The 23267-nt window shown below is 68.3% G+C and carries 17 protein-coding genes and 2 tRNA genes; 9 read left to right on the forward strand and 10 right to left on the reverse strand.

The annotated features are described in order from the left end of the window. The first annotated feature begins 25 nt into the window (after window positions 1–25). The 4 genes from LE190_RS17360 to LE190_RS17375 all read left to right on the forward strand — a co-directional run bounded on the left by LE190_RS17360 (window position 26) and on the right by LE190_RS17375 (window position 2488). The gene (locus LE190_RS17360) at window positions 26–805 is read left to right on the forward strand and encodes a peptidylprolyl isomerase (RefSeq protein WP_225239881.1); all 780 of its coding nucleotides are present in this window, start codon (window positions 26–28) and stop codon (window positions 803–805) included. A gap of 81 nt (window positions 806–886) precedes the next feature. Next, window positions 887–1678 carry a peptidylprolyl isomerase gene (locus LE190_RS17365; RefSeq protein WP_225239882.1) on the forward strand — a complete coding sequence of 264 codons (792 nt, stop codon included), beginning with the start codon at window positions 887–889 and terminating at the stop codon, window positions 1676–1678. A 153-nt stretch (window positions 1679–1831) separates the two neighbouring features. Then, complete coding sequence (locus LE190_RS17370; RefSeq protein WP_225239883.1) at window positions 1832–2260, forward strand: hypothetical protein; 429 nt, start codon at window positions 1832–1834, stop codon at window positions 2258–2260. Between the two features lie 9 nt (window positions 2261–2269). Then, a complete protein-coding gene (locus tag LE190_RS17375; protein ID WP_225239884.1) occupies window positions 2270–2488 on the forward strand; it encodes a hypothetical protein in 219 nt (72 codons plus the stop codon). A 170-nt stretch (window positions 2489–2658) separates the two neighbouring features. On the opposite strand, the gene purL is transcribed toward LE190_RS17375, so the two are convergent. Beyond that, window positions 2659–6684 (reverse strand): phosphoribosylformylglycinamidine synthase, encoded by a 4026-nt coding sequence (purL, locus tag LE190_RS17380; RefSeq protein WP_225239885.1) that lies wholly within the window; start codon window positions 6682–6684, stop codon window positions 2659–2661. Between the two features lie 176 nt (window positions 6685–6860). Between purL and LE190_RS17385 the strand changes: the two genes are divergently transcribed. Then, a complete protein-coding gene (locus tag LE190_RS17385; protein ID WP_225239886.1) occupies window positions 6861–8489 on the forward strand; it encodes a response regulator in 1629 nt (542 codons plus the stop codon). Between the two features lie 19 nt (window positions 8490–8508). On the opposite strand, the gene LE190_RS17390 is transcribed toward LE190_RS17385, so the two are convergent. Further along, window positions 8509–10215, reverse strand: a complete 1707-nt coding sequence (locus LE190_RS17390) for a hypothetical protein (RefSeq protein WP_225239887.1) — start codon at window positions 10213–10215, stop codon at window positions 8509–8511. Window positions 10216–10325: 110 nt separating this feature from the next. Continuing rightward, window positions 10326–10850: a hypothetical protein gene (locus tag LE190_RS17395; RefSeq protein ID WP_225239888.1), complete on the reverse strand. Its 525-nt coding sequence runs from the start codon at window positions 10848–10850 to the stop codon at window positions 10326–10328. A gap of 169 nt (window positions 10851–11019) precedes the next feature. Between LE190_RS17395 and LE190_RS17400 the strand changes: the two genes are divergently transcribed. After that, window positions 11020–11529: a cupin domain-containing protein gene (locus LE190_RS17400; RefSeq protein ID WP_225239889.1), complete on the forward strand. Its 510-nt coding sequence runs from the start codon at window positions 11020–11022 to the stop codon at window positions 11527–11529. Window positions 11530–11571: 42 nt separating this feature from the next. Here LE190_RS17400 and LE190_RS17405 read toward each other — a convergent pair whose 3' ends face one another. Together LE190_RS17405 and LE190_RS17410 are read right to left on the reverse strand one after the other, a co-directional pair. Further along, the gene (locus LE190_RS17405) at window positions 11572–12606 is read right to left on the reverse strand and encodes an alpha/beta hydrolase family protein (RefSeq protein ID WP_225239890.1); all 1035 of its coding nucleotides are present in this window, start codon (window positions 12604–12606) and stop codon (window positions 11572–11574) included. A gap of 133 nt (window positions 12607–12739) precedes the next feature. Further along, window positions 12740–16357 carry a hydantoinase B/oxoprolinase family protein gene (locus LE190_RS17410; RefSeq protein ID WP_225239891.1) on the reverse strand — a complete coding sequence of 1206 codons (3618 nt, stop codon included), beginning with the start codon at window positions 16355–16357 and terminating at the stop codon, window positions 12740–12742. A gap of 83 nt (window positions 16358–16440) precedes the next feature. Here LE190_RS17410 and LE190_RS17415 point away from each other — a divergent pair, with 83 nt between their 5' ends. After that, entirely contained in the window at window positions 16441–17946 is a 1506-nt protein-coding gene (locus tag LE190_RS17415) for an NAD(P)H-hydrate dehydratase (RefSeq protein WP_225239892.1), read from the forward strand. Here the strand turns inward: LE190_RS17415 and LE190_RS17420 are convergent. Next, a complete protein-coding gene (locus tag LE190_RS17420; protein WP_225239893.1) occupies window positions 17943–18683 on the reverse strand; it encodes an ABC transporter ATP-binding protein in 741 nt (246 codons plus the stop codon). The two genes, LE190_RS17415 and LE190_RS17420, sit on opposite strands and share 4 nt — an antisense overlap. Window positions 18684–18732: 49 nt before the next feature. On the opposite strand from LE190_RS17420, the gene LE190_RS17425 reads away from it, so the two are divergent. Together LE190_RS17425 and mnmH are read left to right on the forward strand one after the other, a co-directional pair. Continuing rightward, entirely contained in the window at window positions 18733–19320 is a 588-nt protein-coding gene (locus tag LE190_RS17425) for an arylesterase (RefSeq protein ID WP_225239894.1), read from the forward strand. Beyond that, window positions 19317–20372, forward strand: a complete 1056-nt coding sequence (gene mnmH, locus LE190_RS17430; RefSeq protein WP_225239895.1) for a tRNA 2-selenouridine(34) synthase MnmH — start codon at window positions 19317–19319, stop codon at window positions 20370–20372. Before LE190_RS17425 ends, mnmH begins: the two co-directional genes overlap by 4 nt. Window positions 20373–20470: 98 nt before the next feature. Here mnmH and LE190_RS17435 read toward each other — a convergent pair whose 3' ends face one another. The 4 genes from LE190_RS17435 to hbs all read right to left on the reverse strand — a co-directional run bounded on the left by LE190_RS17435 (window position 20471) and on the right by hbs (window position 23058). Next, on the reverse strand, window positions 20471–22387 hold the full coding sequence (locus LE190_RS17435) for a SurA N-terminal domain-containing protein (protein ID WP_225239896.1): 1917 nt from the start codon (window positions 22385–22387) through the stop codon (window positions 20471–20473). A 117-nt stretch (window positions 22388–22504) separates the two neighbouring features. Continuing rightward, window positions 22505–22581 (reverse strand) — tRNA-Asp (locus LE190_RS17440). Between the two features lie 18 nt (window positions 22582–22599). Further along, window positions 22600–22676: transfer RNA gene (locus LE190_RS17445), tRNA-Asp, on the reverse strand. A 109-nt stretch (window positions 22677–22785) separates the two neighbouring features. Continuing rightward, window positions 22786–23058, reverse strand: coding sequence for a non-specific DNA-binding protein Hbs (gene hbs, locus LE190_RS17450; RefSeq protein ID WP_224946029.1), 273 nt, complete (start codon window positions 23056–23058; stop codon window positions 22786–22788). Between the last annotated feature and the right edge of the window lie 209 nt (window positions 23059–23267).

Below are 23267 nucleotides of genomic sequence, written 5' to 3' on the forward strand. Positions count from 1 at the left end.
CTCATCCCCCACAGGAATTCCAGAAATGACTTTTAAGCCAGCACGCCTGCTGTTAGCGCTGATCGCCGTTGCCGCGGCCCCTGCCTTCGCACAGAACCTCGCCGTCGTGAACGGCAAAGCCATCCCGTCCTCGCGCGTGGATGAAGCCGTCAAGCAGCTGGTCGCCGCCGGCCAGGGCCAGGATTCGGTGCAGCTGCGCATGGCCATCAAGGAAGAGATGATCGCGCGCGAAGTGCTGATGCAGGAAGCGGTCAAGCAAGGCTACGACAAGAAGCCCGACGTCAAGCAGGCGCTCGACAACGCGCGCCAGGCCATCGTCGTGAACCAGCTGGCCCGTGACTTCATCGCCAAGAACCCGGTGACCGACGCCGAGATCAAGGCAGAGTACGACAAGTTCAAGGCCCAGACCGGCGACAAGGAATACCACGTGCGCCACATCCTGCTGGACAGCGAAGCCGATGCGAAGGCCGTGATCGCCAAGATCAAGGGCGGCGCCAAGTTCGAAGAGCTGGCCAAGCAGTCGAAGGACACCGGCACCGCCGCCAATGGCGGCGACCTGGATTGGGCCACCCCGTCCTCCTTCCCGCCCGAGTTCGCCGCTGGCTTCACCGGCCTGCAGAAAGGCGCCGTCACCGATAATCCGGTGAAGACCTCGAACGGCTTCCACGTGATCAAGCTGGACGACACCCGTCCGGCCAAGTTCCCTGCGCTGGAAGAAGTCAAGCCGCAGATCGCCGATGCCCTGGCCCAGAAGAAGCTGGCGGACTACCGCGAGCAAATGGTCAAAAAGGCAAAGGTGCAGTAAGATGTACTACCGCCGGTGCCCCAGGGCACCGGTTCTTGCCGCCGCGCGGCGGATTTTTCGTGTTTAGATAGGACCTCAACAATGATTTTGAAGCCAGCCCGACTGTCCTTGGCAATCAGCTTCGCCGTGAGCGCACTCGTCGCCGCGCCCGCTTTCGCGCAAAACGTCGCAACCGTGAACGGCAAGCCGATCCCGGCGGCAAAGCTCGACCAGGTGGTCAAGCAGGTGGTCGCACAAGGCCGCGCCACCGACTCGCCGCAACTGCGCGAAGCGATCAAGCGCGACCTGATCGGCCGTGAAGTGCTGATCCAGGAAGCCGACAAGCAGGGCATCGGCGGCCGCGCCGACGTCAAGGCAGCGATCGACAATGCGCGCCAGAGCATCATCATCAACGCGATGCTGGCCGACTACGTCAAGAAGAACCCGATCAAGGATGCCGAGATCAAGGCCGAGTACGACCGCTACAAGGCGCAGATGGGCGACAAGGAATACCACGCCCGCCACATCCTGGTGGCGACCGAGGACGAAGCCAAGGCCATCATCACCAAGCTCAAGGGCGGCGCCAAGTTCGAGGACCTGGCCAAGGCCCAGTCGAAGGACGGTTCGGCGGCCAATGGCGGCGACTTGGACTGGGCAAGCCCGGCCAACTACGTGCCGGAGTTCTCGAAGGCCATGGTTGCCCTGCAAAAAGGCGCGATCACCGATACCCCGGTCAAGAGCCAGTACGGTTTTCACGTGATCAAGCTCGAAGACGTCCGCGCGGCCAAGATCCCGGCCCTCGACGAAGTCAAGCAGCAGGTCGCGGAACAGCTGCAGCAGCGCCAGCTGGCCCAGTACCGCGAAAGCCTGGTCAAGAAGGCCAAGATCCAGTAAGTTCCGGTCGCACCGGCAGAAAGGCGCTCCTTCGGGAGCGCTTTTTTTTTGCTTAAGAACTGTCCTACGGCAGCCCGCTGCGTGCGCCTATTCCTTCTTTTTCCCCGAGGGCTAAGATCGAGGTCGATACCACTCACGATTTGGGAGACCGGCATGGCAAACGACAGGCAGAACGAGCAGAAGGCGATGGACGGCGGCCGCGAAGGCCCGGGCGACGGCATGGGCGCGGGCGAAGGCGGCGACCAGGTGTGGCGCTACCAGGTGCCCCCTCCGGGCAACGCAGCCGAAGCGGGAGCGGGTGCGGAAGCGAGGACTGGCGAATCGAATGCCGGCCACTACACGCCGAACGCGGCCGGCCGGGGCGGCGGGATCGTCAGTGCGCCGGCCGAGAGCAACGTCAACCCGCCCGGCCAGCCGATGAGCGGCGCCGGCAGCGCCACCGATCCCGAGCCGGGCACGATCAGCGGCATCCAGGCCAGCCGCGAGGCTGCCGCCAAGGGCGGCGTCGAGGGCATGCCCGACGACATGGCCTCGAATGCGGACGGCAACATGAGCGGCTCGGCTGGCACCGATCGCAACTAGGAGGACAGCATGGACAAGCACGAAAGGAAACCCGGCGGCCAAGGCCCGGGCGGCAAGCGCCAGCCGGGCGCGGGTACGCCGGCGACGGACACGGACCGGATGCCGGGTGGTGCAGGTGCTGGCGACGGTCGTGCCGGCACGGGCGCCACCGGGACGGGCGGCGCCGGTGGCGGCGCACCGGCGCCGGTTGGCAATGGCACCCGGGACGAGCCGATCTGGGGCAGCTGAAGCAGCTCGCCCCCCGCCATTCGGACCCGTAGGGTGGGCGGATTCTCCGCCCACGCGGTGGTCGTTAAACCTGGATAAGCAGCGAGCGCGCCGGTGCGCGCTGGACGCGTGGGCGGGAAAACCCGCCCACCCTACGGCTCACCCAGCTGCCGGTGCCGGGCAGCCCCGGTTCAGCCGACCCACTTGCGCGCGTTGCGGAACATGCGCAGCCATGGCGCCTCGTCCGGCCAGCTGTCCGGCGCCCAGGAATGCACCAGGGTGCGGAACACCCGTTCGCCGTGCGGCATCATGGCAGTGAAACGGCCATCCTCGGTGGTGACGGCGGTCAGGCCGCCCGGCGAGCCGTTCGGATTGAACGGATAGGTCTCGGTGGCCTGGCCGCGGTTGTCCACGTAGCGCATGGCCTTCACCACCGCATCGAGGTCGCCGGTGAGCGAGAAGTCGGCGTAGCCCTCGCCGTGCGCGATCGCGATCGGCGCCTGGGTGCCCGCCATGCCGGCGAAGAAGATCGACGGCGAATCCAGCACCTCGACCATGCCGAAGCGCGCCTCGAACTGTTCCGACTTGTTGCGGGTGAACTTCGGCCAGGCCTGGGCACCCGGGATGATCGACTTCAGGTTGCTCAGCATCTGGCAGCCGTTGCACACGCCCATGCCGAAGGTGTCCGGACGGGCGAAGAAGGCGGCGAACTGCTCGGCCAGTTGCGGATTGAACAGGATGGTCTTGGCCCAGCCCTCGCCCGCGCCCAGCACGTCGCCATACGAGAAGCCGCCGACCGCGATGATGCCCTGGAAATCTGCCAGCTTCGCGCGGCCGGCGATCAGGTCGCTCATGTGCACGTCGATCGCGGCAAAGCCCGCCTCGTGCATGGCCCAGGCGGTCTCGACGTGCGAGTTCACGCCCTGCTCGCGCAGGATGGCCACGCGCGGACGCACGCCGGTGGCGATGAAGGGCGCGGCCACGTTTTTGCGCAGGTCGAAGCTCAGTACCGGCGACATGCCCGGATCGCTCTCGTCCAGCAGGCGGTCGTATTCCTGGTCCACGCATTCCGGGTTGTCGCGCAGGCGCGCGATGCGCCAGCTGGTCTCGCTCCACAGGCGGTGCAGCACGCTGCGCTTTTCCTGGTAGATGAGCTTGGCGTCGCGGGTGAATTCGATCACGCCGCGCTCGTTGTGCTTGCCGATGATGTGGCTGCAGGCGCCCAGGCCCAGTTCGCGCAGCACGGCCATCGTGGCCGACTTGTCGTCGGCGCGCACCTGCAGCACCGCGCCCAGCTCTTCGCTGAACAGGGCGCGCAGGGTCAGTTCGTTGCGGCGCTCGCCCACCTGCGTGGCCCAGTTCTTGGCGTCGCCCCAGTCGGCCGCGTGTTCGCCTTCCATGGCCAGGATGTCGAGGTTGACCGAGACCCCGGCGCGGCCGGCGAAGGCCATCTCGCACAGGGTCGCGAACAGGCCGCCGTCCGAGCGGTCATGGTAGGCCAGCAGCTTGCCCTCGGCGTTCAGGCGCTGGACGGCAGTGAAGAAGGCTTTCAGGTCTTGCGGCGCATCGAGGTCGGGCGCGCGGTCGCCCAGCTGCTGGAAGGTCTGGGCCAGGATCGAGGCCCCCAGGCGGTTCTGGCCACGCCCCAGGTCGACCAGGATCAGGGCGGTTTCGCCCGCGTCGAGGCGCAGCTGCGGAGTGAGCGAACGCCGCACGTCCGGCACCGGCGCGAAGCTCGAGACGATCAGGGACACCGGCGAAATCACCGACTTGTCCTTGCCATCGTCATTCCAGGTGGTGCGCATCGACAGCGAATCCTTGCCGACCGGGATCGAGACGCCCAGCGCCGGGCACAGTTCCATGCCCACGGCCTTCACGGTGTCGAACAGGGCCGCGTCCTGGCCCGGCTGGCCGCAGGCGGCCATCCAGTTGGCGGACAGCTTGATGTCGCCGATGTCGCGGATCGGCGCGGCGGCGATGTTGGTGATCGCCTCGCCCACGGCCATGCGGCCGGACGCGGCGGCGTCGATCACGGCCAGCGGGGTGCGCTCGCCCATCGCCATCGCCTCGCCTTCGACGCCATCGTAGGACATGGCGGTGACGGCGCAGTCGGCCACCGGCACCTGCCACGGGCCGACCATCTGGTCGCGCACGGTCATCGCGCCCACGCTGCGGTCGCCGATGGTGATCAGGAAGGACTTGTCGGCCACGGTCGGGTGCAGCAGCACGCGGCGCGCAGCCTCGCCCAGCTCGATGCCGGTCAGGTCGATGGCCGGGAAGTCATAGCTGACATGGGCGACATCGCGCAGCATCTTGGGCGGCTTGCCGAGCAGGACGTCCATCGGCATGTCGACCGGGTGGTTGCCTTCCTGCGGATCGATCACGCGCAGCTGGCGTTCCTCGGTGGCGGTGCCGACCACGGCGAAGGGGCAGCGCTCGCGTTCGCACAGTTCGGCAAATTTAGTAAGGTCATCTGGCGAAATTGCCAATACATATCGCTCTTGCGACTCGTTCGACCAAATTTCCTTCGGCGCCATGCCCGACTCTTCCAGCGGCACCTTGCGCAGGTCGAACAGCGCGCCGCGCTTGGCATCGTTGACGATTTCCGGAAAGGCGTTCGACAGCCCGCCCGCGCCGACGTCATGGATCGAGATGATCGGGTTGTCCGCGCCCATCTGCCAGCAGCCGTTGATGACTTCTTGGGCACGGCGCTCCATTTCCGGGTTGCCGCGCTGGACCGAGTCGAAGTCCAGGTCGGCGGTATTGGTGCCGGTGGCCATCGAGGAGGCGGCCGAGCCGCCCATGCCGATGCGCATGCCCGGGCCGCCCAGCTGGATTAGCAGGCTGCCGACCGGGATCTCGTCCTTGTGGGTATGGGCGGCGGAGATGTTGCCGATGCCACCCGCGATCATGATCGGCTTGTGGTAGCCGTACACGGTGCCGGCCGCGCCGACGTTCTGCTCGTAGGCGCGGAAGTAGCCGGCCAGTACCGGGCGGCCGAATTCGTTGCTGAAGGCGGCGCCGCCGATCGGACCGTCGATCATGATCTGCAGCGGCGAGGCGATGCGTTCTGGCTTGCCGTACACGGCGGCGCTGGCGCCGGCCGCGCCGCCCGTCACGTCGCCCGCGTTTTCCCATGGACGCTGGGCCTCCGGCAGCAGCAGGTTCGACACCGTGAAGCCGGTCAGGCCCGCCTTCGGCTTGGCGCCGCGGCCGGTCGCGCCCTCGTCGCGGATCTCGCCGCCGGCGCCGGTGGAGGCGCCCGGGAACGGGGAAATCGCGGTCGGGTGGTTGTGGGTCTCGACCTTCATCAGGATGTGGGTCAGCTCCGTCGCCGGCGCATACTCGTTGCCCTGGCGCGGATGGAAGCGCGTCACGCTGGCGCCCTCGATGATCGAGGAATTGTCGCTGTAGGCGACCACCGTGCCTTGCGGGTGCAACTGGTGGGTATTGCGGATCATGCCGAACAGCGACTTGTCCTGCTTGACGCCGTCGATGATCCAGTCGGCATTGAAGATCTTGTGGCGGCAGTGTTCGCTGTTGGCCTGGGCGAACATCATCAGTTCGACGTCGGTCGGGTTGCGCTGCGCCTTCGTGAACGCCGCATGCAGGTAGTCGATCTCGTCGTCCGACATCGCCAGGCCCAGTTCGGTATTGGCGCGCACCAGCGCCTCGCGGCCCTGGACCAGCACGTCCACCGTTTCGAGCGGGCGGCCCGCCAGTTCGTCGAACAGGCGCTGGGCCTCGTCGGCGCTGCGCAGCACGGTCTCGGTCATGCGGTCGTGCAGCAGCGCGGCCACGGCCTGCACTTCCTGCGCGGACAGCTTCTTCGGCGCACCCAGGGCGGTACCCAGGATGCCGCTCTTCAAGACCACGGTATAGCCGACGCCGCGCTCGATGCGGTGCACGTGGGCCATGCCGCAGTTGTGGGCGATGTCGGTCGCCTTCGAGGCCCAGGGCGAGATCGTGCCCAGGCGCGGGATCACGAAGAATTCCTCGGTCACGCCTTCGTACAGGGTCTCGGCTGCCGGCTCGCCGTAGATGAGCATGGCGTCGAGACGCCCGGTATCCTCCGGGCTGAGCGCGGCGCTGGCATCGATGAAATGGTAGAAGCGGGCCTGGAGCGCGGCGATCGACGGGGCGACGGCTTGCAGTTGCGACAGGAGACGTTGGCTACGGAAGGCGGACAGGGCGTTGGAACCCGGCAGAATCAACATGGCTGAGAAGTTGGTTGATGCAGCGTCGCTGCTTGGGTGGAAGATAGCCCGTTATTATACAGTGTTGCATTGCAGCGTTAGGTTCCGGTCATGGTTAATCTTATAGTACGGACATTTCTTGATCCGCCAGTAAGTTATCGGTATCGTAAGGGCTCCATGACACAGGACGGGGCAAGATGCAAGACAATGCGAATCTGACGGTGCTGATCGTCGATCCGAATGGCGGGATGCGGGCCAGCCTGCAGAACATGCTGAACCAGGCGGGCATCACCCGGGTGGAATCGGCGATCAATGCCGGGATGGCGGTGCGCCAGCTGGCCAGGCGCAGCTACGACATCATCCTGTGCGAGTACGACCTGGGCGGCCCGCAAGGCGACGGCCAGGACGGCCAGCAGTTGCTGGAGGACCTGCGCCACCACCGCCTGATCACGGCGTCCACCATCTTCATCATGCTCACCTCGGAGGGCGTGTACGACAAGGTGGTCAGCGCGGCCGAGCTGACGCCAACCGACTACGTGCTGAAACCCTTCACGGTCGACATGCTCGGCAGCCGCATCGGGCGCGCGCTGGAGCGGCGCGCCGCCCTGCTCCCGGTCTGGCAGCTGGCAGCCCAGGGCAAGCCGATGGAGGCGATCCGCGCCTGCGCCACCGCCGCCATGGCCAGTCCGCGCTATGCGCTCGACTTCCTGCGCCTGAAGGCCGAGCTGCACGTGTCGGTGGGCGAGCATGCCCAGGCCGGCGCGATCTACCGCGAGGTGCTGGCCGAACGCGCGCTGGGCTGGGCCGGGCTGGGCCTGGCGCGCACCATGGTCGCGCAGGGCCAGAGCGAGGCGGCGCGCGAGCTTCTCCTCGAACTGGTGCAGGCCAACCCGCGCCTGATGGCGGCCTACGACCTGCTGGCCCGCTGCCACGAGAAGCTGGGCGCGCCCGACGCGGCCCAGGCGACGCTGGAAGAAGCGGTGTCGATCTCGCCGCACATGGTGCGGCGCCTGCGCAAGCTGGGCGAGCTCGCGCTCGAGAATGGCGACGCGCCGGCGGCCGAACGGTCCTTCAAGCAGGTGGTGAGCAAGGCGCGCCACTCGGAATTCCGCGACCCGGAAGACCACGTCAACCTGGTCAAGGCCATGGTCACGCGCGGCGACGTGCCGGGCGCCGCCGGCGTGATCCGCGACATGGAACGCTCGCTGCGCAGCAGTCCGGAACTGGACGCCTGCAAGGCCTATTCCAACGCCCTGCTACAGGAAAAGATGGGTAACGCGCGTGCCGCGGCCAGCGAACTGGAAGCCGCCGCCAGCGCCGCCCGCACGGTCGCCGCGCTGTCGCCGCGGCTGCGGATCGGCCTGGCCCAGGCCTGCCTGGCGCACCGGCTCGACGAGGCGGCATCCGGCGTCATGCTCGACGCCATGCAGGACGCGGCGGGCGCGGTCACCGCCGACCAGGCGATGGGTGTGTTCGTGCGCGCCGGGCGCCCCGACCTGGCCGACGGCATGGGCCAGCAGCTGCGCGCGCAGGCCCAGATCCTGCTCGGCGTGGCCGACGAGAAGCGCAACATGGGCGATGTGCGCGGCGCGGTCCAGTCGCTGCTCGAAGCGCTCCACATGGCGCCTGGGAACCTGCAGGTGATGGTGGCGGTGGCCGGCGGCATCCTGCGCCAGGTGCACGAACTGGGCTGGGACAACGCGCTGGCCGAAGTGGCCGCCGAGCAGATCGACAGGCTGCGCGCGGCCGACCCGGGCCACCCCCGCCTGGCCGCCCTGCTCGAGGAATTCCAGCAGGCCAAGCGCAAGTACGGTATCGCCGGCTGAAGCGCGCAGGCGCGGCGCCTCAGATACCGAAGGCCTTCAGGCCCGCATCGACCAGCACCTCGAAGGGATTGCGCGCGCGGTTCCCGGCCTGGGCGCTGCGCGGCACCTCCTCGTACAGCACATGGGCGCCCTCGCCCGCCACCTCGTCGTGGAACAGTGCCTGCCGCCCGGCCAGGTAGGGATAGAACGGCTCGGCCCGCACCGTCCGGTAGCGCGCATGGGCGCTGAAGCCGAGGGTCGCGTCCTGGCTGATGCTGCGTCCCGCTTCCACGCTTTCCAGCCGCACGCCGCGGCAGCCCTTTACGGCCAGGGTCGCGGGCCCCTCGAAGGCCAGGTAGCGCAGCTGCAGCGTGAGCCAGGCGTGCAGGCTGCCGAGCCGCCAATGGCTGCGGATGCGCGGCCGCCGTCCGCCATGGCATAACGCACCCACGATGCAGCGTGGCTGCAGCACCAGCGCCTCGCCGGCACGGATGCTCACCAGCGCCACTTTATCGAAGGGATCAAGCGTGGAAGACAGGACCAGCTGCGCCGGGTGCGCGGCGCGCAGGCGCTTCAGCATCCACAGCTGCGCGGCCATGCTGGTGAGCCAGTGGCGCGGATCGAACAGCAGCCGGGTCGAGGCCTGCAGCCCCCCGGGCTGGCTCTGGCAGAACTCCGGGCGTACCAGCAGTTCGTCGCCCGCGGCGAGCTGCACCGGCAGCGAGACCGCCGCGATCCTGCCCTGCTTCGCCTGCGGCGCGGCAGGATGCGCCGGGCGCCGCGGGTCGATCACGATGGCGGGCCTGCGCGCGGCGAGCGGCGCCAGCACAAAATAGAAGATGCTGCGGATCGCGAGGGGCGCCAGCAGGAAGCCGAGCAGGATCCACAGCGCGGGCAGCAGCAAGGGGCGCAAGGCCAGGCCGAGCTTCCACAGCAGGTTGTCGGCAGCAAAGGATTCGGCTTGCCGCAGCCTGGCGCGCAGGCCTTCGCTGGCCGCGTCCACACGCCGCGCGTCGATGCGCAGCAGCGGCAGCTCGCCGGGGGCGGCCACCTGTACCAGCAGGCGCTCCTGTGCCTTCACGGCCTGGCCGGCAGCGTTGCTCTGCCAGGCCCGCGTGTTCCTGGTCCGTTCCAGCTGCACCAGGCGCCGATGGGAGGGAGTAAGGGGAATCCGGGCGGCGATACCGGCCTCGTCCCGGAAGCGCAGCCAGGCGGCTTGGGCTTGCAGGTAGGCCGCATACGCCGCTAGGTGCTCCTGGCGCAGCTGCGCCAGTCGTTGGCGCGCCGCCTCGCGGTTGCCGACGGCCAGCGCATACGCCCGCAGCTGGACCAGGTGCGCCCGGGCCTGGCGCCGCACTTCGAGCTCGGTGGCACGCAGGGCGGCCGCCTGCAGGCTTGCCGCTACCGAGCCGGATTCCAGCACTGCGCCGAGCGAGGCTGCCGCCGCCCCTTCCGCTTCGAGCCGCGCGATGGACGCGTCGAGCGCGGCAATCTCCGCATCGAGCCGGGCGGCTGGCGCGGCGCGCAGCGCGTCGGCACGCGCCGCGACCTCCCCCATCAGATCGTGGCGCCGCGCATCGACGCTGGCCTGCGCTGCGCGCAGCGCCGGCAGCTGGTCCGCGATTGCCTGCACCTGCAGCCACTGCGCGCGTACCCAGGCCAGGCAGGCCAGCGCGAACAGGATCAAGAGGAACATGAGCAGCTTGTGCCGCAGGAAGCGCAATACCGCGAGGAGAAGTTGGAGCACGCTGTCGGTTATCCGGATAAGGCGGTTGGAACGTCGGTGCGCGCGGCCGCCCGTGCCGTGTCGCCCGGGCCCAATCATCCCATATGAACGGATTCCGGGCAGCAGGCGTCCTATTGCCCCTCGAAGATGCAGCCGACGTAGGCCACCGTCAGCTCCTGCAGGCGCTCCGTATTGCCGATCTGCCCCGGGAAGCGGCGCGCGGTGGCTGCGGCGCAGGCATCCTCGCGCTCGCGCAGCAGGGCCTTGCAGGCATGCTCGCTCAGCCCGTACCGGTTACGCGCGCAGGAATGTTCGAGGCGCCCGGACAGCTGCGCGAGCAGGCCCGCGTCGACCCGCGATTCCTGCAGCGCAGCATCCAGCGTTGCGACGCCGCGTTCCATGTCGGCCCGCCGCTCGGCGGCGCGGGCGTCGGCGGGCAGCGTGGTGTAGCGGCCTTCGATGTGACGGTTCAGCGCCCATCCGCCCGCCAGGACGATGAGCGCCAGCAGCAGCCAGCCGAACCGGGTCTTGCGCACCGGGGCCGGGCTGTGCAGCGGCGGGCGCCGGTCTTGCCGCGCGCAGTGCGCGGCCGCCCTGGCCTCGCGCGCCGCGCAGCCCGGGCATTGCCACCCAGGTGCGGCGTCGGCGGGACGCACATGGCTGCATTTCAGGCATATCACTGGCATCGACATCGGCTCACAGGGAAAAGCGGCTAGTCTACCGTGCCGGACCCTGGCAGAAACGCGTGAATTGTCACCGCCAGCGCCACCCTGGCCCTGTGGTAAATTGGACGCGCCTCACATCCTCCGAGCATAGGAGATGCCCATGAAGAAGCTGATCCCGCTACTCGCATTGCCCCTGCTGGCCCAGGCACAGCCGCCCGCACCCCGCCCGATCCCGCCCAAGCCCGGCGCGGCATATTCCGCCAGGACGGCCACGATCGGCACGCCGGCCAGCAACTACGTCGTCAAGCTCGAACAGATGCGGAAGCTCGCCGCGGGAGAAGGCGAAACCACCTATCTGCTCAATGGCGCCACGCATGGCTTTCGCGGCCTGTCCTTCATCCTCACCGAAACCGCGCCTGGCGGCGGCCCGCCGCTGCACACCCACGACAGTGAGGAAGCGCACGTGCTTACCGCGGGCACCATGTCCTATGTGGTCGGCGGGCGGCGCTTCGTGGTGTCGGCGCCCTACATCCTGCGGGTGCCGGCGAACACGCCGCATACCTTCATCAATGCGGGAAGCACGCCGCTGCAGCTGACTGCGGTGTTCGACAGTGCCCACTACACGTTTACACGGGTAGCCGACAATCCACTCCAGGCGCCCGGGCGCTGAGGGCGCCACCGGCAGGCGTGCCGGTCGCCGGGCGGACCAACGTCATGCTGGAGGTGGGTGATCCCTTAGATGCTTCTCGAAGAAGGCAAGGACGCTGGTGTGCATGCGCTTGTGGAAGGCTTCCCGGTCGAAGTCCCCCGGGTCGGCGCACAGGAGCGGCGGGGCCAGCACGCCGCAGGGAACGAGGAAGGAGAAATGAGCGGCGCCGGGGACCGCGTGAAACTCCGCGCGCGGGCCGAGCGACGCGCGTACCACGCCGGTATTCGTGGCATAGGGCACGTGCGTATCCAGTTCTGCGCTCCACAGCTGGACCGGCGCCCCGACCGCGTCGAGCGCCTCCGGCCGCATCAGGAATCCCAGGCCCGGCGCGGCCACGACCGCGGCCTTGATCCTCGGGTCCGGCACGAACGTGTTGCCCTTCACGGCAAGCGCCGGGTCCAGCAGGGGCGATCCGCCCTCGCGGAACAGCCCGCAGATGAATTCGGGCGTCGAGGCGCAATGCTGGGCGATGCGCCCCAGGTCGGGGCGCGCGCCCAGGGCGGTGAGCACGGTGATGCCGCCGGCGGAAAACCCGTAGGCGCCGATGCGCGCCGGATCGATGCTGGCACGGCCCTTCCACTGCCCGAGCATGTAGTCGACGGTCGAGCGCAACTCGCGGTTCCGTGCGCCAAGCCAGGGCACCGTGCCCGCCGCGCCCTGGTCCTGGTAGTTGTCGCCAGCGTGCATCGGGGCCGCGACGACATAGCCGGCATCGGCCAGCGCCAGCGCCAGGTCGGCGTGGCTGCCGGGTCCACCGGCATTGCCATGCGAAATCACGACCAGCGGCAGGTCGCGCCCGGCCACCGGGCCTTCGCGCGCCACACGCATCATCCTGAGCCCCAGCCAGGTCGTCGGCTGCGGGCGCGCCGTGGTCGGATACCAGACGCCGACCGTGAACGCATGCCCATCCGCGCCGGTGGCCTGGACAAGTTCGAAGCCTGCCGGCCTTTCGCTACGCAGGGCGGTCCAGAAAACCAGGATGCCCAGCACGCAGGCCAGGGCGATCAACAGGTACATCGTGCGGCGAATCCATTTCATGGTCACTGCTCGCAAAAGTCGACGGATCCACCATCTTGCTCGCGAACAACTAGCAAGGCAAGCAATAGCCTACTTGCATAGAAACAGCGTCGTCACCATGACGCGCACCGGCAGCCTCCTGCACGCCCTAGCCTCAGGGTTTCGAACAGCCGAATCCGCCCCCACCCGGGGTCTCGATCACGAACGTGTCGCCTGGCGCCATGTCCACCTTGCCGATGTGGCCAAGGGTCTCGGCCGTCCCGTCGGCGCGCAGCACCGTGTTGCGCCCGCGCTCGCCCGGCTCGCCGCCCGCCATGCCGAAGGGCGCGTGGATCCGGTTGTTCGACAGGATCGCGGCCGTCATCGCTTCCAGGAACCGGATCTTGCGCACGCCCCCGTTTCCGCCGCGCCAGCGTCCCGCACCGCCCGAGCCGTGCCGGATGGCGTAGCTTTCCAGGCGCACGGGGAAGCGAAATTCCAGGATTTCCGGGTCAGTCAGGCGCGAATTGGTCATGTTGGTCTGGACCACGTCGGTGCCGTCGAAGCCCTCCCCGGCTCCCGCGCCGCCGGCGATGGTCTCGTAATACTGGTAGCGCGCATTCCCGAAGGTGAAGTTGTTCATCGTGCCCTGGCTGGCCGCCATCACGCCCAGCGCGCCGTACAAGGCGTTGGTGATGCAGGTCGAGGTCTCGACATTGCCCGACACCACGGAGGCCGGATAGTGGGGGTTCAGCATCGATCCCGGCGGGATGATGACCTTCAGGGGCTTGAGGCAGCCCCCGTTGAGCGGGATCTCGTCGCTGACCAGGGTGCGAAACACGTACAGCACCGCCGCCATGCACACGCTCGAGGGGGCGTTGAAATTGTTCGGCAGCTGGGGCGAGGTGCCCGCGAAATCGATCTCGGCGCTGCGCGCGGCGCGGTCGACGCGGATCGCCACCTCGATGCGCGCGCCATTGTCGATCTCGTAGCGGTAGTGGCCATCCTTCAGCGCCGCGATCACCCGCCGCACCGCTTCCTCGGCGTTGTCCTGCACGTGGCCCATGTAGGCGCGCACCACGTCGAGCCCGAAATGGGCAACCATCCGGCGCAGTTCGTCCACGCCTTTCTGGTTCGCCGCCACCTGGGCGCGCAGGTCGGCCAGGTTCTGGTCCGGGTTGCGCGCCGGGTAGCGCGCGCCCAGCAGCAGCGCGCGTACCGTGTCCTCGCGCAGCACGCCGTCCAGGCCGTCGACCAGCATGACGTTGTCGATCAGGACGCCCTCTTCGTCGATATGCGTGGAATCGGGCGGCATCGAGCCGGGCGTGGTGCCGCCGATGTCCGCGTGGTGGCCGCGCGAGCCGACGTAGAACAGCAGCTCCTGCCCTGCTTCGTCGAACACGGGCGTAATCACCGTCACGTCCGGCAAGTGGGTACCGCCGTTGTAGGGGTCGTTCAGCATGTAGACGTCGCCCGCCTTCATGCGTCCGGCGTTCCTGCGCATCACCGCCTTGATGCTCTCGCCCATCGAGCCTAGGTGCACCGGCATGTGCGGGGCATTCGCCACCAGGCCGCCCTCGGCGTCGAAGATCGCGCAGCTGAAGTCGAGCCGCTCCTTGATGTTGACCGAATGGGCGGTGTTCTGCAGGCGCAGGCCCATCTGCTCGGCGATCGACATGAACAGGTTGTTGAAGATCTCGAGCATCACCGGGTCGGCCGCGGTGCCGATCGCGCGCCGCTCGGGCAGCGCCGTCACGCGCCGCAGCACCAGGTGCTTGAACGGGGTGAGCTCGGCCTGCCAGCCCGGCTCCACCACGGTAGTGGCATTCGCTTCGGCGATGATGGCGGGCCCGCAGATGGTGTCGCCGGGAGCCAGCGCCGTACGCAGGAATACCCCCGTGTCGCGCCAGGCCCCGCCGCTATACATGCGCACCTGCTCGCAGGGCGCGGGCGGCGCGTCGCGCCGGATGGCAGGCGCCGGCGCCTCCCGGGGTGCATCGGAGCGGCCGATCGCTTCCACCGACACCGCTTCCACCACCAGCGCGCGCGCCGGCATCAGGAAGGCGTAGCGCCGCTTGTAGGCCTGCTCGAAGGCCGCCTGCATCGCCGCCGCGTCGCCAAAGGGCACGACGATGGCCGCATCGGTTCCTTCGTAGCGCAGGTGCACGCGCTGCAGCACCTCGATGCGCGCGGACGCCACGCCCTGGTCCAGCAGCCGTTCGCGCGCCTGGGCCCCGAGCCTCGCCAGGCGCTGCGCGAGCGCATCGGCGCCGGCCTCCAGCAGTCGCTGCTCGACCGCTTCTTCGCGCATCGCGGTCTGGTCGGCCAGGCCCATGCCGTAGGCGGACAGCACGCCCGCCAGCGCGTGGATGAACACCGTCTTCATGCCCAGCGCATCGGCCACCAGGCAGGCGTGCTGGCCGCCGGCACCACCGAAGCTGGTCAGCGCGTAGCCGGTCACGTCGTGGCCGCGCTGCACCGAGATCTGCTTGATGGCGTTCGCCATGTTGCCGACCGCGATCTGGATGAAGCCTTCGGCCACGTCTTCCGGCGCCGGGGTGGTGCCGGTGGCGCGCCCGATTTCCTCGGCCAGGGCGCCAAAGCCCGCGCGCACCGCCTCCAGGTCGAGCGGCGCGTCGCCGTTCGGGCCGAACAGCCGTGGAAAGTGGCGCGGCTGGATCTTGCCGAGCATGACATTGCAGTCGGTGACGGCCAGCGGCCCGCCGCGCCGGTAGCTGGCCGGGCCCGGGTTGGCGCCGGCGCTGTCGGGGCCGACGCGGTAGCGGGTGCCGTCGAAGTGCAGCACCGAGCCGCCGCCCGCGGCCACCGTGTGGATGCTCATCATCGGCGCGCGCATGCGCACACCCGCCACCTGGGTCTCGAACACGCGTTCGTAGTCGGACAGGTCCTGCCCCGAGAAGTGCGACACATCGGTCGAGGTGCCGCCCATGTCGAAGCCGATCACCTGCCGGAAGCCCGCCAGCTGGCTGGCGCGGACCATGCCCACGATGCCGCCGGCCGGCCCGGACAGGATGCTGTCCTTGCCCTGGAAGCTGCGCGCATCGGTCAGGCCGCCGCTCGACTGCATGAACTGCAGGCGCACGCCGGGCAGTTCGGCCGCGACCTGGTCGACATAGCGGCGCAGGATCGGCGACAGGTAGGCGTCGACCACGGTCGTGTCGCCGCGCGCCACCAGCTTCATCAGGGGGCTGACCGCGTGCGAGCTCGATACCTGGGTGTAGCCGATCGCGCGCGCGATCCGGGCCGTGGCGGCCTCGTGCGCCGTGTAGCGGTAGCCGTGCATGAACACGATGGCGATCGAGCGCAGGCCGCGTTCGTAGGCTGCCTGCAGGGCGGCGCGGGTGGCCGCTTCGTCCAGCGGCTGCACCACTTCGCCGTGCGCGCCCATGCGCTCGTCGACTTCGACGACCTCGGTGTAGAGCAGTTCCGGCAGCACGATGTGGCGCTCGAACAGGCGCGGGCGGTTCTGGTAGGCGATGCGCAGCGCGTCGCGAAAGCCCCGCGTGATGGCCAGCACCGTCGGCTCGCCCTTGCGCTCGAGCAGCGCATTGGTGGCGACCGTGGTACCCATCTTGACCGCTTCCAGCGCGCCGGCCGGCAGCGCGTCGCCCGCGCCCAGCCCCAGCAGGTGGCGGATGCCGGCCACCGCCGCATCGCGGTACTGGTCCGGATTCTCGGACAGCAGCTTGTGCGTCACCAGCTGGCCGTCCGGGCGGCGCGCCACGATGTCGGTGAAGGTACCGCCGCGATCGATCCAGAACTGCCAGTCCATGCCGTCTCCTGCGCTCGAAGCCAAAACGCCTATTGTAGTCGCGGCGCGCGACCATCCCGGTGAAAATGCGGGACAATACGGCGATGGACGATACCCTGTATACCGTCGCGCAGGTGCGCGCGATCGAAGCCGGCGCCCGCGCCCAGCTGGCGCCCGGCACACTGATGCGGCGCGCGGGCGAGGCGGCGGCCCGCTACGCCCTGGAACTGCTGGGCGGGCGGCGCGACCTGCCGGTGCTGTTGCTGGCCGGTCCCGGCAACAATGGCGGCGATGCCCTCGAGATGGCGGCGGTGCTGGCCGATACGGGCATCGACGCCACCGTCCTCTTCCCGCCCGGCCAGCGCGAGCTGTCGGAGGAAGCGGCGGACGCCCACGCGCGCGCGCGCGCCGGCACGGTCGGCTTCATCGACATGCTGCCCCCGGATGGCGAATGGGGCCTGGTGGTCGATGGCCTGTTCGGCATCGGTCTCGCGCGTGCCCTCGAGGGCGAGTACCGGGACCTGGCCGCGCTACTCGCGGACATGCGCTGTCCGGTGCTGGCGCTGGACGTGCCGAGCGGCCTAGATGCCGATACCGGCATGCCTGTCGGCCCGGATGGCATTGCCGTACGAGCGACCCACACCATCACCTTTCTCGCCGACAAGCCGGGCCTGCATACGGCGGATGGGCGCGATCATGCGGGCCTGGTGCGGGTGGAAGCACTCGGCATCGATCCGGCCACGCTGCCCGAACCGGCTGCCCGCCTCGATTCGCGCGCGGTATTCGCGCGCTGCCTGCAGGCGCGCCGCCACGGCAGCCACAAGGGCAGCTACGGGGACGTGGCGGTGATCGGCGGCGCCGAGGGCATGCTGGGGGCGCCGCTGCTGGCCGCGCGCGCAGCCCTGTATGCGGGCGCCGGGCGCGTGTTCGCCGCCATGCTGGGGCCCCACCCCGGGGTGGACAGTGTCCAGCCCGAGATCATGTTCCGCACGGCGGCCGAGCTGGCATTCGGCAGCCGCACGCTGGTACTCGGCCCCGGCATGGGCGGCTCGGCCGAAGCGATGCGCCTGCTGGCGCAGGCCCTGGACAGCACGAATGCGCTGGTGCTCGACGCCGATGCCCTGAACCTGCTCGCGGCCAGCCCCGAACTGATGGCGCGCCTCGCACGGCGCGGCGCCGGCGCGGTGCTCACGCCGCACCCGCTGGAGGCCGCGCGCCTGCTGGGCGTGACCGCCGCGACGATCCAGGCCGACCGGCTGGCGGCGGCGCGCAGCCTGGCCGAGCGCACCGGGGCGGTGGTGGTGCTGAAAGGGTCGGGGACGCTGGTGGGGCGTCCGGATGGAACGCTGCTCGTGAACCCGACCGGCAATCCTGGCCTGGCCACCGGCGGCAGCGGCGACGTCCTGGCCGGCCTGTGCGGCGCCCTGCTGGCGCAGGGCTGGCCTGCATGGGAAGCGGCGGCGGGCGCGGTCTGGATCCATGGCGCGGCCGCCGACTGGCTGGTGGAACAGGGAATCGGACCGATCGGAATGACGGCGGGCGAACTGCCGGCCGCCGTACGCGCCGTGCTGAACCGGCTGGTGCGTGAAGCGGGAGCGGGCCGTCCCTAGGCCAGCCGTCCCGCCGCGATGGTGAGGGTGCGCCCGCAGCGCGCCGCCATCGCCGGATCGTGCGTGACCAGCACCAGGGTCGATCCGCGTTCGCGGTTCAGCTCGAACATCAGGGCGATGATCGATTCGCCGGTGGCTGCGTCGAGGCTGCCCGTGGGCTCGTCCGCGAACAGCAGCGGCGGCTCGGTGACGAAGGCGCGCGCCAGCGCCACGCGCTGCTGTTCGCCCCCGGACAGGTATTTCGGGTAGTGCCCCAGGCGGCTGGACAGGCCCACGCGGCCCAGCATCGCCTCGGCTCTGGCACGGGCATCGCGCTCGCCACGCAGTTCGAGCGGCAGCATCACGTTCTCCAGTGCGCTCAGGTGGGCCAGCAGCTGGAAGGACTGGAACACGAAGCCCAGCTTGGCCTTGCGGAAGGCGGCGCGTCCATCCTCGTCGAGGGCAAAGATGTCGGTGCCGTCGAGCACGACCGTGCCGCTCGATGGCGTGTCCAGGCCCGCCAGCAGGCCGAGCAGCGTCGACTTGCCGGAACCGGATGCGCCGACGAGCGCGAGCGTCTCGGCCGCTTGCACGGTAAAATCGATGTCTTGCAGGATGGTGAGTTCGCCGCTGGCGTCCGCCACGCGTTTCGACAGGCCGCGCACGGCAATCGCCGGCGGCCTTGGCCGGGACACATCCGCTACGCCGGCCGCGCCGCTTGCCGGCCCATTCTTGTACACCTCGGGGTGATCACGCATGCTAGCTTTTCTGAGAAAATTTTTTGTCTTGTCGGTCGTGGCCAGCTGCATGCTGGCAGCATCGGCGAGCGCCTATTCTGCACCAAAAACCGTGCTTGTGCTGGGCGACAGCCTGTCGGCCGAATACGGCATCGCCCGCGGCGCGGGCTGGGTCGCCCTGCTGGAACGCCGCCTGCAGGCCGAGAAGCTCGCAGCGCGCGTGGTCAACGCCAGCATCAGCGGCGAGACCACGATCGGCGGGCGTACCCGCCTGCCCGCCCTGCTCGACCAGCACAGGCCCGACATCGTGGTGATCGAACTCGGCGCGAACGACGGCCTGCGCGGCCTGCCGGTGGCCGCGGCCGACGCCAACCTGCGCGCCATGGTGAAGATGGCGCAGGCCAGGGGGGCGCGCGTGGTGCTGGTCGGGATGCGCATGCCGCCCAACTATGGCCGCGCCTATACCGAAAGCTTCTTTAACATGTTCAGGAAGGTCGCCCAGGACACCGGTTCTCCCCTCGTTCCCTTCATGCTGGAAGGGGTGGCCGACAAGCCGGCCCTGTTCCAGCAGGACCGCCTGCACCCGCTTGCCGCCGCCCATCCGATCATCCTGAACAATATCTGGCCCCATTTCGCGCCTCTCCTGAAAAAACGATGAAATACCCTGCAGTCCTGAGCTTCACCGACATCCTTCCCGAACTCGATGGCTTCGACACCATCATCGACGCGCGCAGCGAGTCGGAATACGCGCTCGACCACATCCCGGGCGCGATCAATGCGCCGGTGCTGGACGACGTCCAGCGCGTGCGCGTCGGCACCCTGTACAAGCAGGTCCGCGCATTCGAGGCGAAAAAGGTCGGTGCGCCGCTGGTGGCCGCCAACATCGCACGCCACATCGAGACCCTGTGGGCAGACCGGCCGCGCGAGTGGAAGCCGCTGGTGTACTGCTGGCGCGGCGGCAACCGCAGCGGTTCCATGGCCCACATCCTGGCCAAGGTCGGCTGGCCGGTCGTGCAGCTGGATGGCGGCTACAAGGCCTACCGCGCGCACGTGGCGGCGGCGCTGGAAGATCCGCCCGCGCTCGACCTGCGTGTCGTGTGCGGCACCACGGGTAGCGGCAAGAGCCGCCTGCTGGAGACCCTGGCCGGCATCGGTGCCCAGGTGCTCGACCTCGAACAGCTGGCGGCCCACCGCGGCTCGGTGCTGGGCCACCTCCCTGGCGAGCCACAGCCGACCCAGAAGATGTTCGAGAGCCGCCTCTGGCACAAGCTGCGCCATTTCGACCCGAGCCGCCCCGTGTTCGTCGAATCCGAGAGCAAGAAGGTCGGCAACCTGCGGGTGCCGGAGGCGGTGATGGCGCGCATGCGCGCCGCGCCCTGCATCGCGCTGCAGCTGGCGCGCGAGAACCGGGTACGCCTGCTGATGGAGGACTACGCCCATTTCTGCCGCGATCCCGACGTGCTGACCGGCCAGCTGGCGCACCTGGCCCAGCTGCACGGCAAGGAGAAGATCGGGACCTGGCGCGACCTGGCCCATGGCGGCGAGATGGCGGCGCTGGTCGAGCAGCTGCTTCAGGACCACTACGACCCGGCCTACCTGCGCTCGATCGACCGCAACTTCGTACGCTATCCGCAGGCCGACGTACTCGAGCTGCGCGACATCGGCGCGGCCGACTTCCTGGCCGCCGCCCGCCAGCTGCACGCCGGCTGAAGGCGCGCCCGGCAGTCCGGGCCAGGCCCGTGTTCCGGGCAAACATGAAAAAAGCCCGGCTGCTCACATAGCCGGGCTTTTGTTCGTGCGCGCTGCGCTTACTCGGACTTGGTCCCGAGCTGCGCGGCCTGCACGTTGACCTTGGCCTTGGCCTTGGCCTTGAGCGCTTCCACGAAGTTGAACAGCTCGGCCTGGCCGACCATGCCCGAGATCTGCTGCGCTTCCTGCTTGCGGCGTTCCGCGTCCGGCTGGGCTGGCTGTGCGACGCGGTTGATCCGATACACGCCATAGCCCTGCCCCGGGATCTCCACGCCGACATAGGCCGGCAGCTTGCTGACGTCGGCCTTTAGCACCGCGATCGCCGCGGTGGTATTGATCGCCGGTTCCCTGGTGCGGGTGACAACGGTCGGCGCGCCGAAGCCGGTGGCGTCGTTCGAAGCCTTGGCGGCGGCCATCTTCTGCTCGCCGGCAGCGCGCGCCAGGCGCGCCGCCTCTTCCAGCGTCACGCGCTGGCGGATCTGGGCATCGACCTCGGCCAGCGGACGCTTGGTGGCCGGCTTGAATTCCAGCACCCGGCCGGAGATCAGCACGCTCGGCGAGACTTCGATCGCTTCGGTGTTACGCTTGTTCTTGACGGCGTCCGTGCCGAAGATCGCGGCCAGGAACTTCTCGTTGTTGAACGGCGCCTGGGCCAGTTGCGGATTCGGCTTGCGGGTAAGGCCGTCGACGGTCTCGATCTTCAGGCCCAGCTTGTCGGCCACCGGCTTCAGGCTTTCCGACTGCTCGTACACCATGTTGGTGAAGGTTTCGGCCATCTCCGAATACTTTTTCGACATCTTCTGCTTTTTCAGCTCGGCCGCGATCTCTTCCCTGGCCTCGGCCAGGGGTTTCTGGGCCGCTGGCTTGAGCGCGGTGAGCTTGATGATGTGGTAGCCGAACTCGGACTGCACCAGGCCGCTCGTCTCGCCTTCCTTCAGCGCGTAGATCGCATCCTCGACCGGCTTGACGAAGGTGCCCTTCTCGACCACGCCCAGGTCACCGCCGGACGGGGCCGAGTCCGGGTCCTGCGACTGCGCCTTTGCGATCTCGGCGAAGTTGGCCGGGTTCTTGCGGACTTCGGCCAGCACCGCCTCGGCCTTGGCCTTGGCGGCAGCCTGCTCGGGCGCCTTGGCGTCGCGCGCCAGCGTGATCAGGATGTGGCTGGCGCTGCGCTGCTCGGGCGTGGTGTAGTTCTTGAGGTTCTTGTTATAGAAATCGGTGACCTCGGCGTCGCTGACCTGCACCTGGCTGGCCACGGCCTGCGCATCGAACAAGACGTATTCGGCCTTGACCTGCTCCGGAACCGAGAACAGCGCGGCGTTCTTGTCGTAATAGGCCTTGACCATCGCGTCGCTGACCTTCACCTGCGGCAGGAACTGGGCGATCGGGAACACCATCTCCTGGACCTCGCGTTCCTGGTCGTTGATGTCGGACAGGCGCGTCGACACGCTGCGCGGGGCGAATGCGGTGGACTGGATCGAGCCCGTCAGCTGCTGCACGGTGAGGTCGCGGCGCAGGCGCTGGTCGAACATGGCGGGCGTCATGCCCTGCGCGGCCAGCGCGCCCTTGTAGGCGTCCATGTCGAAGCTGCCGTCGGCCTTGCGGAAGGACTGGACCTTGCCGATTTCCCTGGCAAGTGCCGCATCGTTCACGGTCATGTGGCTGCGCGCGATCTCGGCGGCCACGGCGCGCTCGGCCACGAGGTTGTTCAGGATCGCCTGCTTGGCTTCCGGCGTCTCGAACATCTTCTGGTCGAACTGCGGACCCATCATCTGGCGCGCCTGGTCGATCTGGCGGCGCTGGGCTTCTTCCCATTCCTGCTGGGTGACCTTCTGGCCGGCCACGGTTGCCACACCAGTAGCGGCGTCGCCGCGGTTCTGGTAGCTCTCGACACCGACTAGCACGAACGAAGGCACGATCAGCACCAGCAGCAGACCCTGCATCACGCGCTTGTTGTTACGGACAAAATCAAACATGGTCAGCCATTCAAGGTTGAAAATGCTTTAACAGCACAGGTTAAAAAAAAAGGCGAACTCGCGTTCGCCTCTTCTCGGTTTCCTTCCCCTTTGCAGGTTCCGGAGCTTACTGAATTCTGGCGGAGCGGACGGGGCTCGAACCCGCGACCCCCGGCGTGACAGGCCGGTATTCTAACCAACTGAACTACCGCTCCAGATTGTGAGGTGAATGTTGGCGGAGCGGACGGGGCTCGAACCCGCGACCCCCGGCGTGACAGGCCGGTATTCTAACCAACTGAACTACCGCTCCAACAAAAAACACATCAGCGCTCACCGGAAAGGTGGATTGCGAGAGGCCCGCAACACCGAACTGCCCGCTTTCCGGCTAGTGCTCCCTGCATGTCACTGCAGGGAAGGCATTAGTTTACAGCATCTTTCAGAGCTTTACCAGCCTTAAATTTCGGAACCTTCGCAGCCTTAATCTTGATCGGTTCCTTGGTGCGCGGATCGCGGCCGGTACGGGCCGCGCGCTCGCCGACGGTGAAGGTGCCGAAGCCGACCAGCGTCACGCTATCGTTGTTCTTCAGCGATTCGGTCACGGCGGTGATCAATGCGTCGAGAGCACGGGTCGCCGAGGCCTTGGTAATGTCCGCGGACTTCGCGATTTCTTCGATCAGTTCTGTCTTGTTCACTTCTAACCCTCGTATACGTTGGACGCCATGGCGCCTTGCTGCAAAAGTGCAAGGGCGTATTAAACAAGGGCAACATTGGTCTGTCAAGCAACATACGTGGAGGCAGCCATCGGTTGCGCCGATGCATCACCGTGATGTTTGCGCAGATGGCGGCAGCGCCCAAAAAAAAACAGGCGTCCCGCAGGACGCCTGTTTTTCCGCACGTACGC

Origin of the sequence: Massilia hydrophila (genome assembly GCF_020208145.1) — a bacterium.
Classification (GTDB): domain Bacteria; phylum Pseudomonadota; class Gammaproteobacteria; order Burkholderiales; family Burkholderiaceae_D; genus Telluria; species Telluria hydrophila.

Excerpts from the sequence above, each read along its gene's own strand:
- LE190_RS17400 (WP_225239889.1), top strand. The coding sequence starts at position 11,020 with ATGAAGAAGCTGATCCCGCTACTCGCATTGCCCCTGCTGGCCCAGGCA.
- LE190_RS17410 (WP_225239891.1), bottom strand. The coding sequence starts at position 16,357 with ATGGACTGGCAGTTCTGGATCGATCGCGGCGGTACCTTCACCGACATC.
- LE190_RS17370 (WP_225239883.1), top strand. The coding sequence starts at position 1,832 with ATGGCAAACGACAGGCAGAACGAGCAGAAGGCGATGGACGGCGGCCGC.
- purL (WP_225239885.1), bottom strand. The coding sequence starts at position 6,684 with ATGTTGATTCTGCCGGGTTCCAACGCCCTGTCCGCCTTCCGTAGCCAA.
- LE190_RS17375 (WP_225239884.1), top strand. The coding sequence starts at position 2,270 with ATGGACAAGCACGAAAGGAAACCCGGCGGCCAAGGCCCGGGCGGCAAG.
- LE190_RS17365 (WP_225239882.1), top strand. The coding sequence starts at position 887 with ATGATTTTGAAGCCAGCCCGACTGTCCTTGGCAATCAGCTTCGCCGTG.
- LE190_RS17420 (WP_225239893.1), bottom strand. The coding sequence starts at position 18,683 with ATGCGTGATCACCCCGAGGTGTACAAGAATGGGCCGGCAAGCGGCGCG.
- mnmH (WP_225239895.1), top strand. The coding sequence starts at position 19,317 with ATGAAATACCCTGCAGTCCTGAGCTTCACCGACATCCTTCCCGAACTC.
- LE190_RS17415 (WP_225239892.1), top strand. The coding sequence starts at position 16,441 with ATGGACGATACCCTGTATACCGTCGCGCAGGTGCGCGCGATCGAAGCC.
- LE190_RS17425 (WP_225239894.1), top strand. The coding sequence starts at position 18,733 with ATGCTGGCAGCATCGGCGAGCGCCTATTCTGCACCAAAAACCGTGCTT.
- LE190_RS17435 (WP_225239896.1), bottom strand. The coding sequence starts at position 22,387 with ATGTTTGATTTTGTCCGTAACAACAAGCGCGTGATGCAGGGTCTGCTG.
- LE190_RS17405 (WP_225239890.1), bottom strand. The coding sequence starts at position 12,606 with ATGAAATGGATTCGCCGCACGATGTACCTGTTGATCGCCCTGGCCTGC.
- LE190_RS17360 (WP_225239881.1), top strand. The coding sequence starts at position 26 with ATGACTTTTAAGCCAGCACGCCTGCTGTTAGCGCTGATCGCCGTTGCC.
- LE190_RS17385 (WP_225239886.1), top strand. The coding sequence starts at position 6,861 with ATGCAAGACAATGCGAATCTGACGGTGCTGATCGTCGATCCGAATGGC.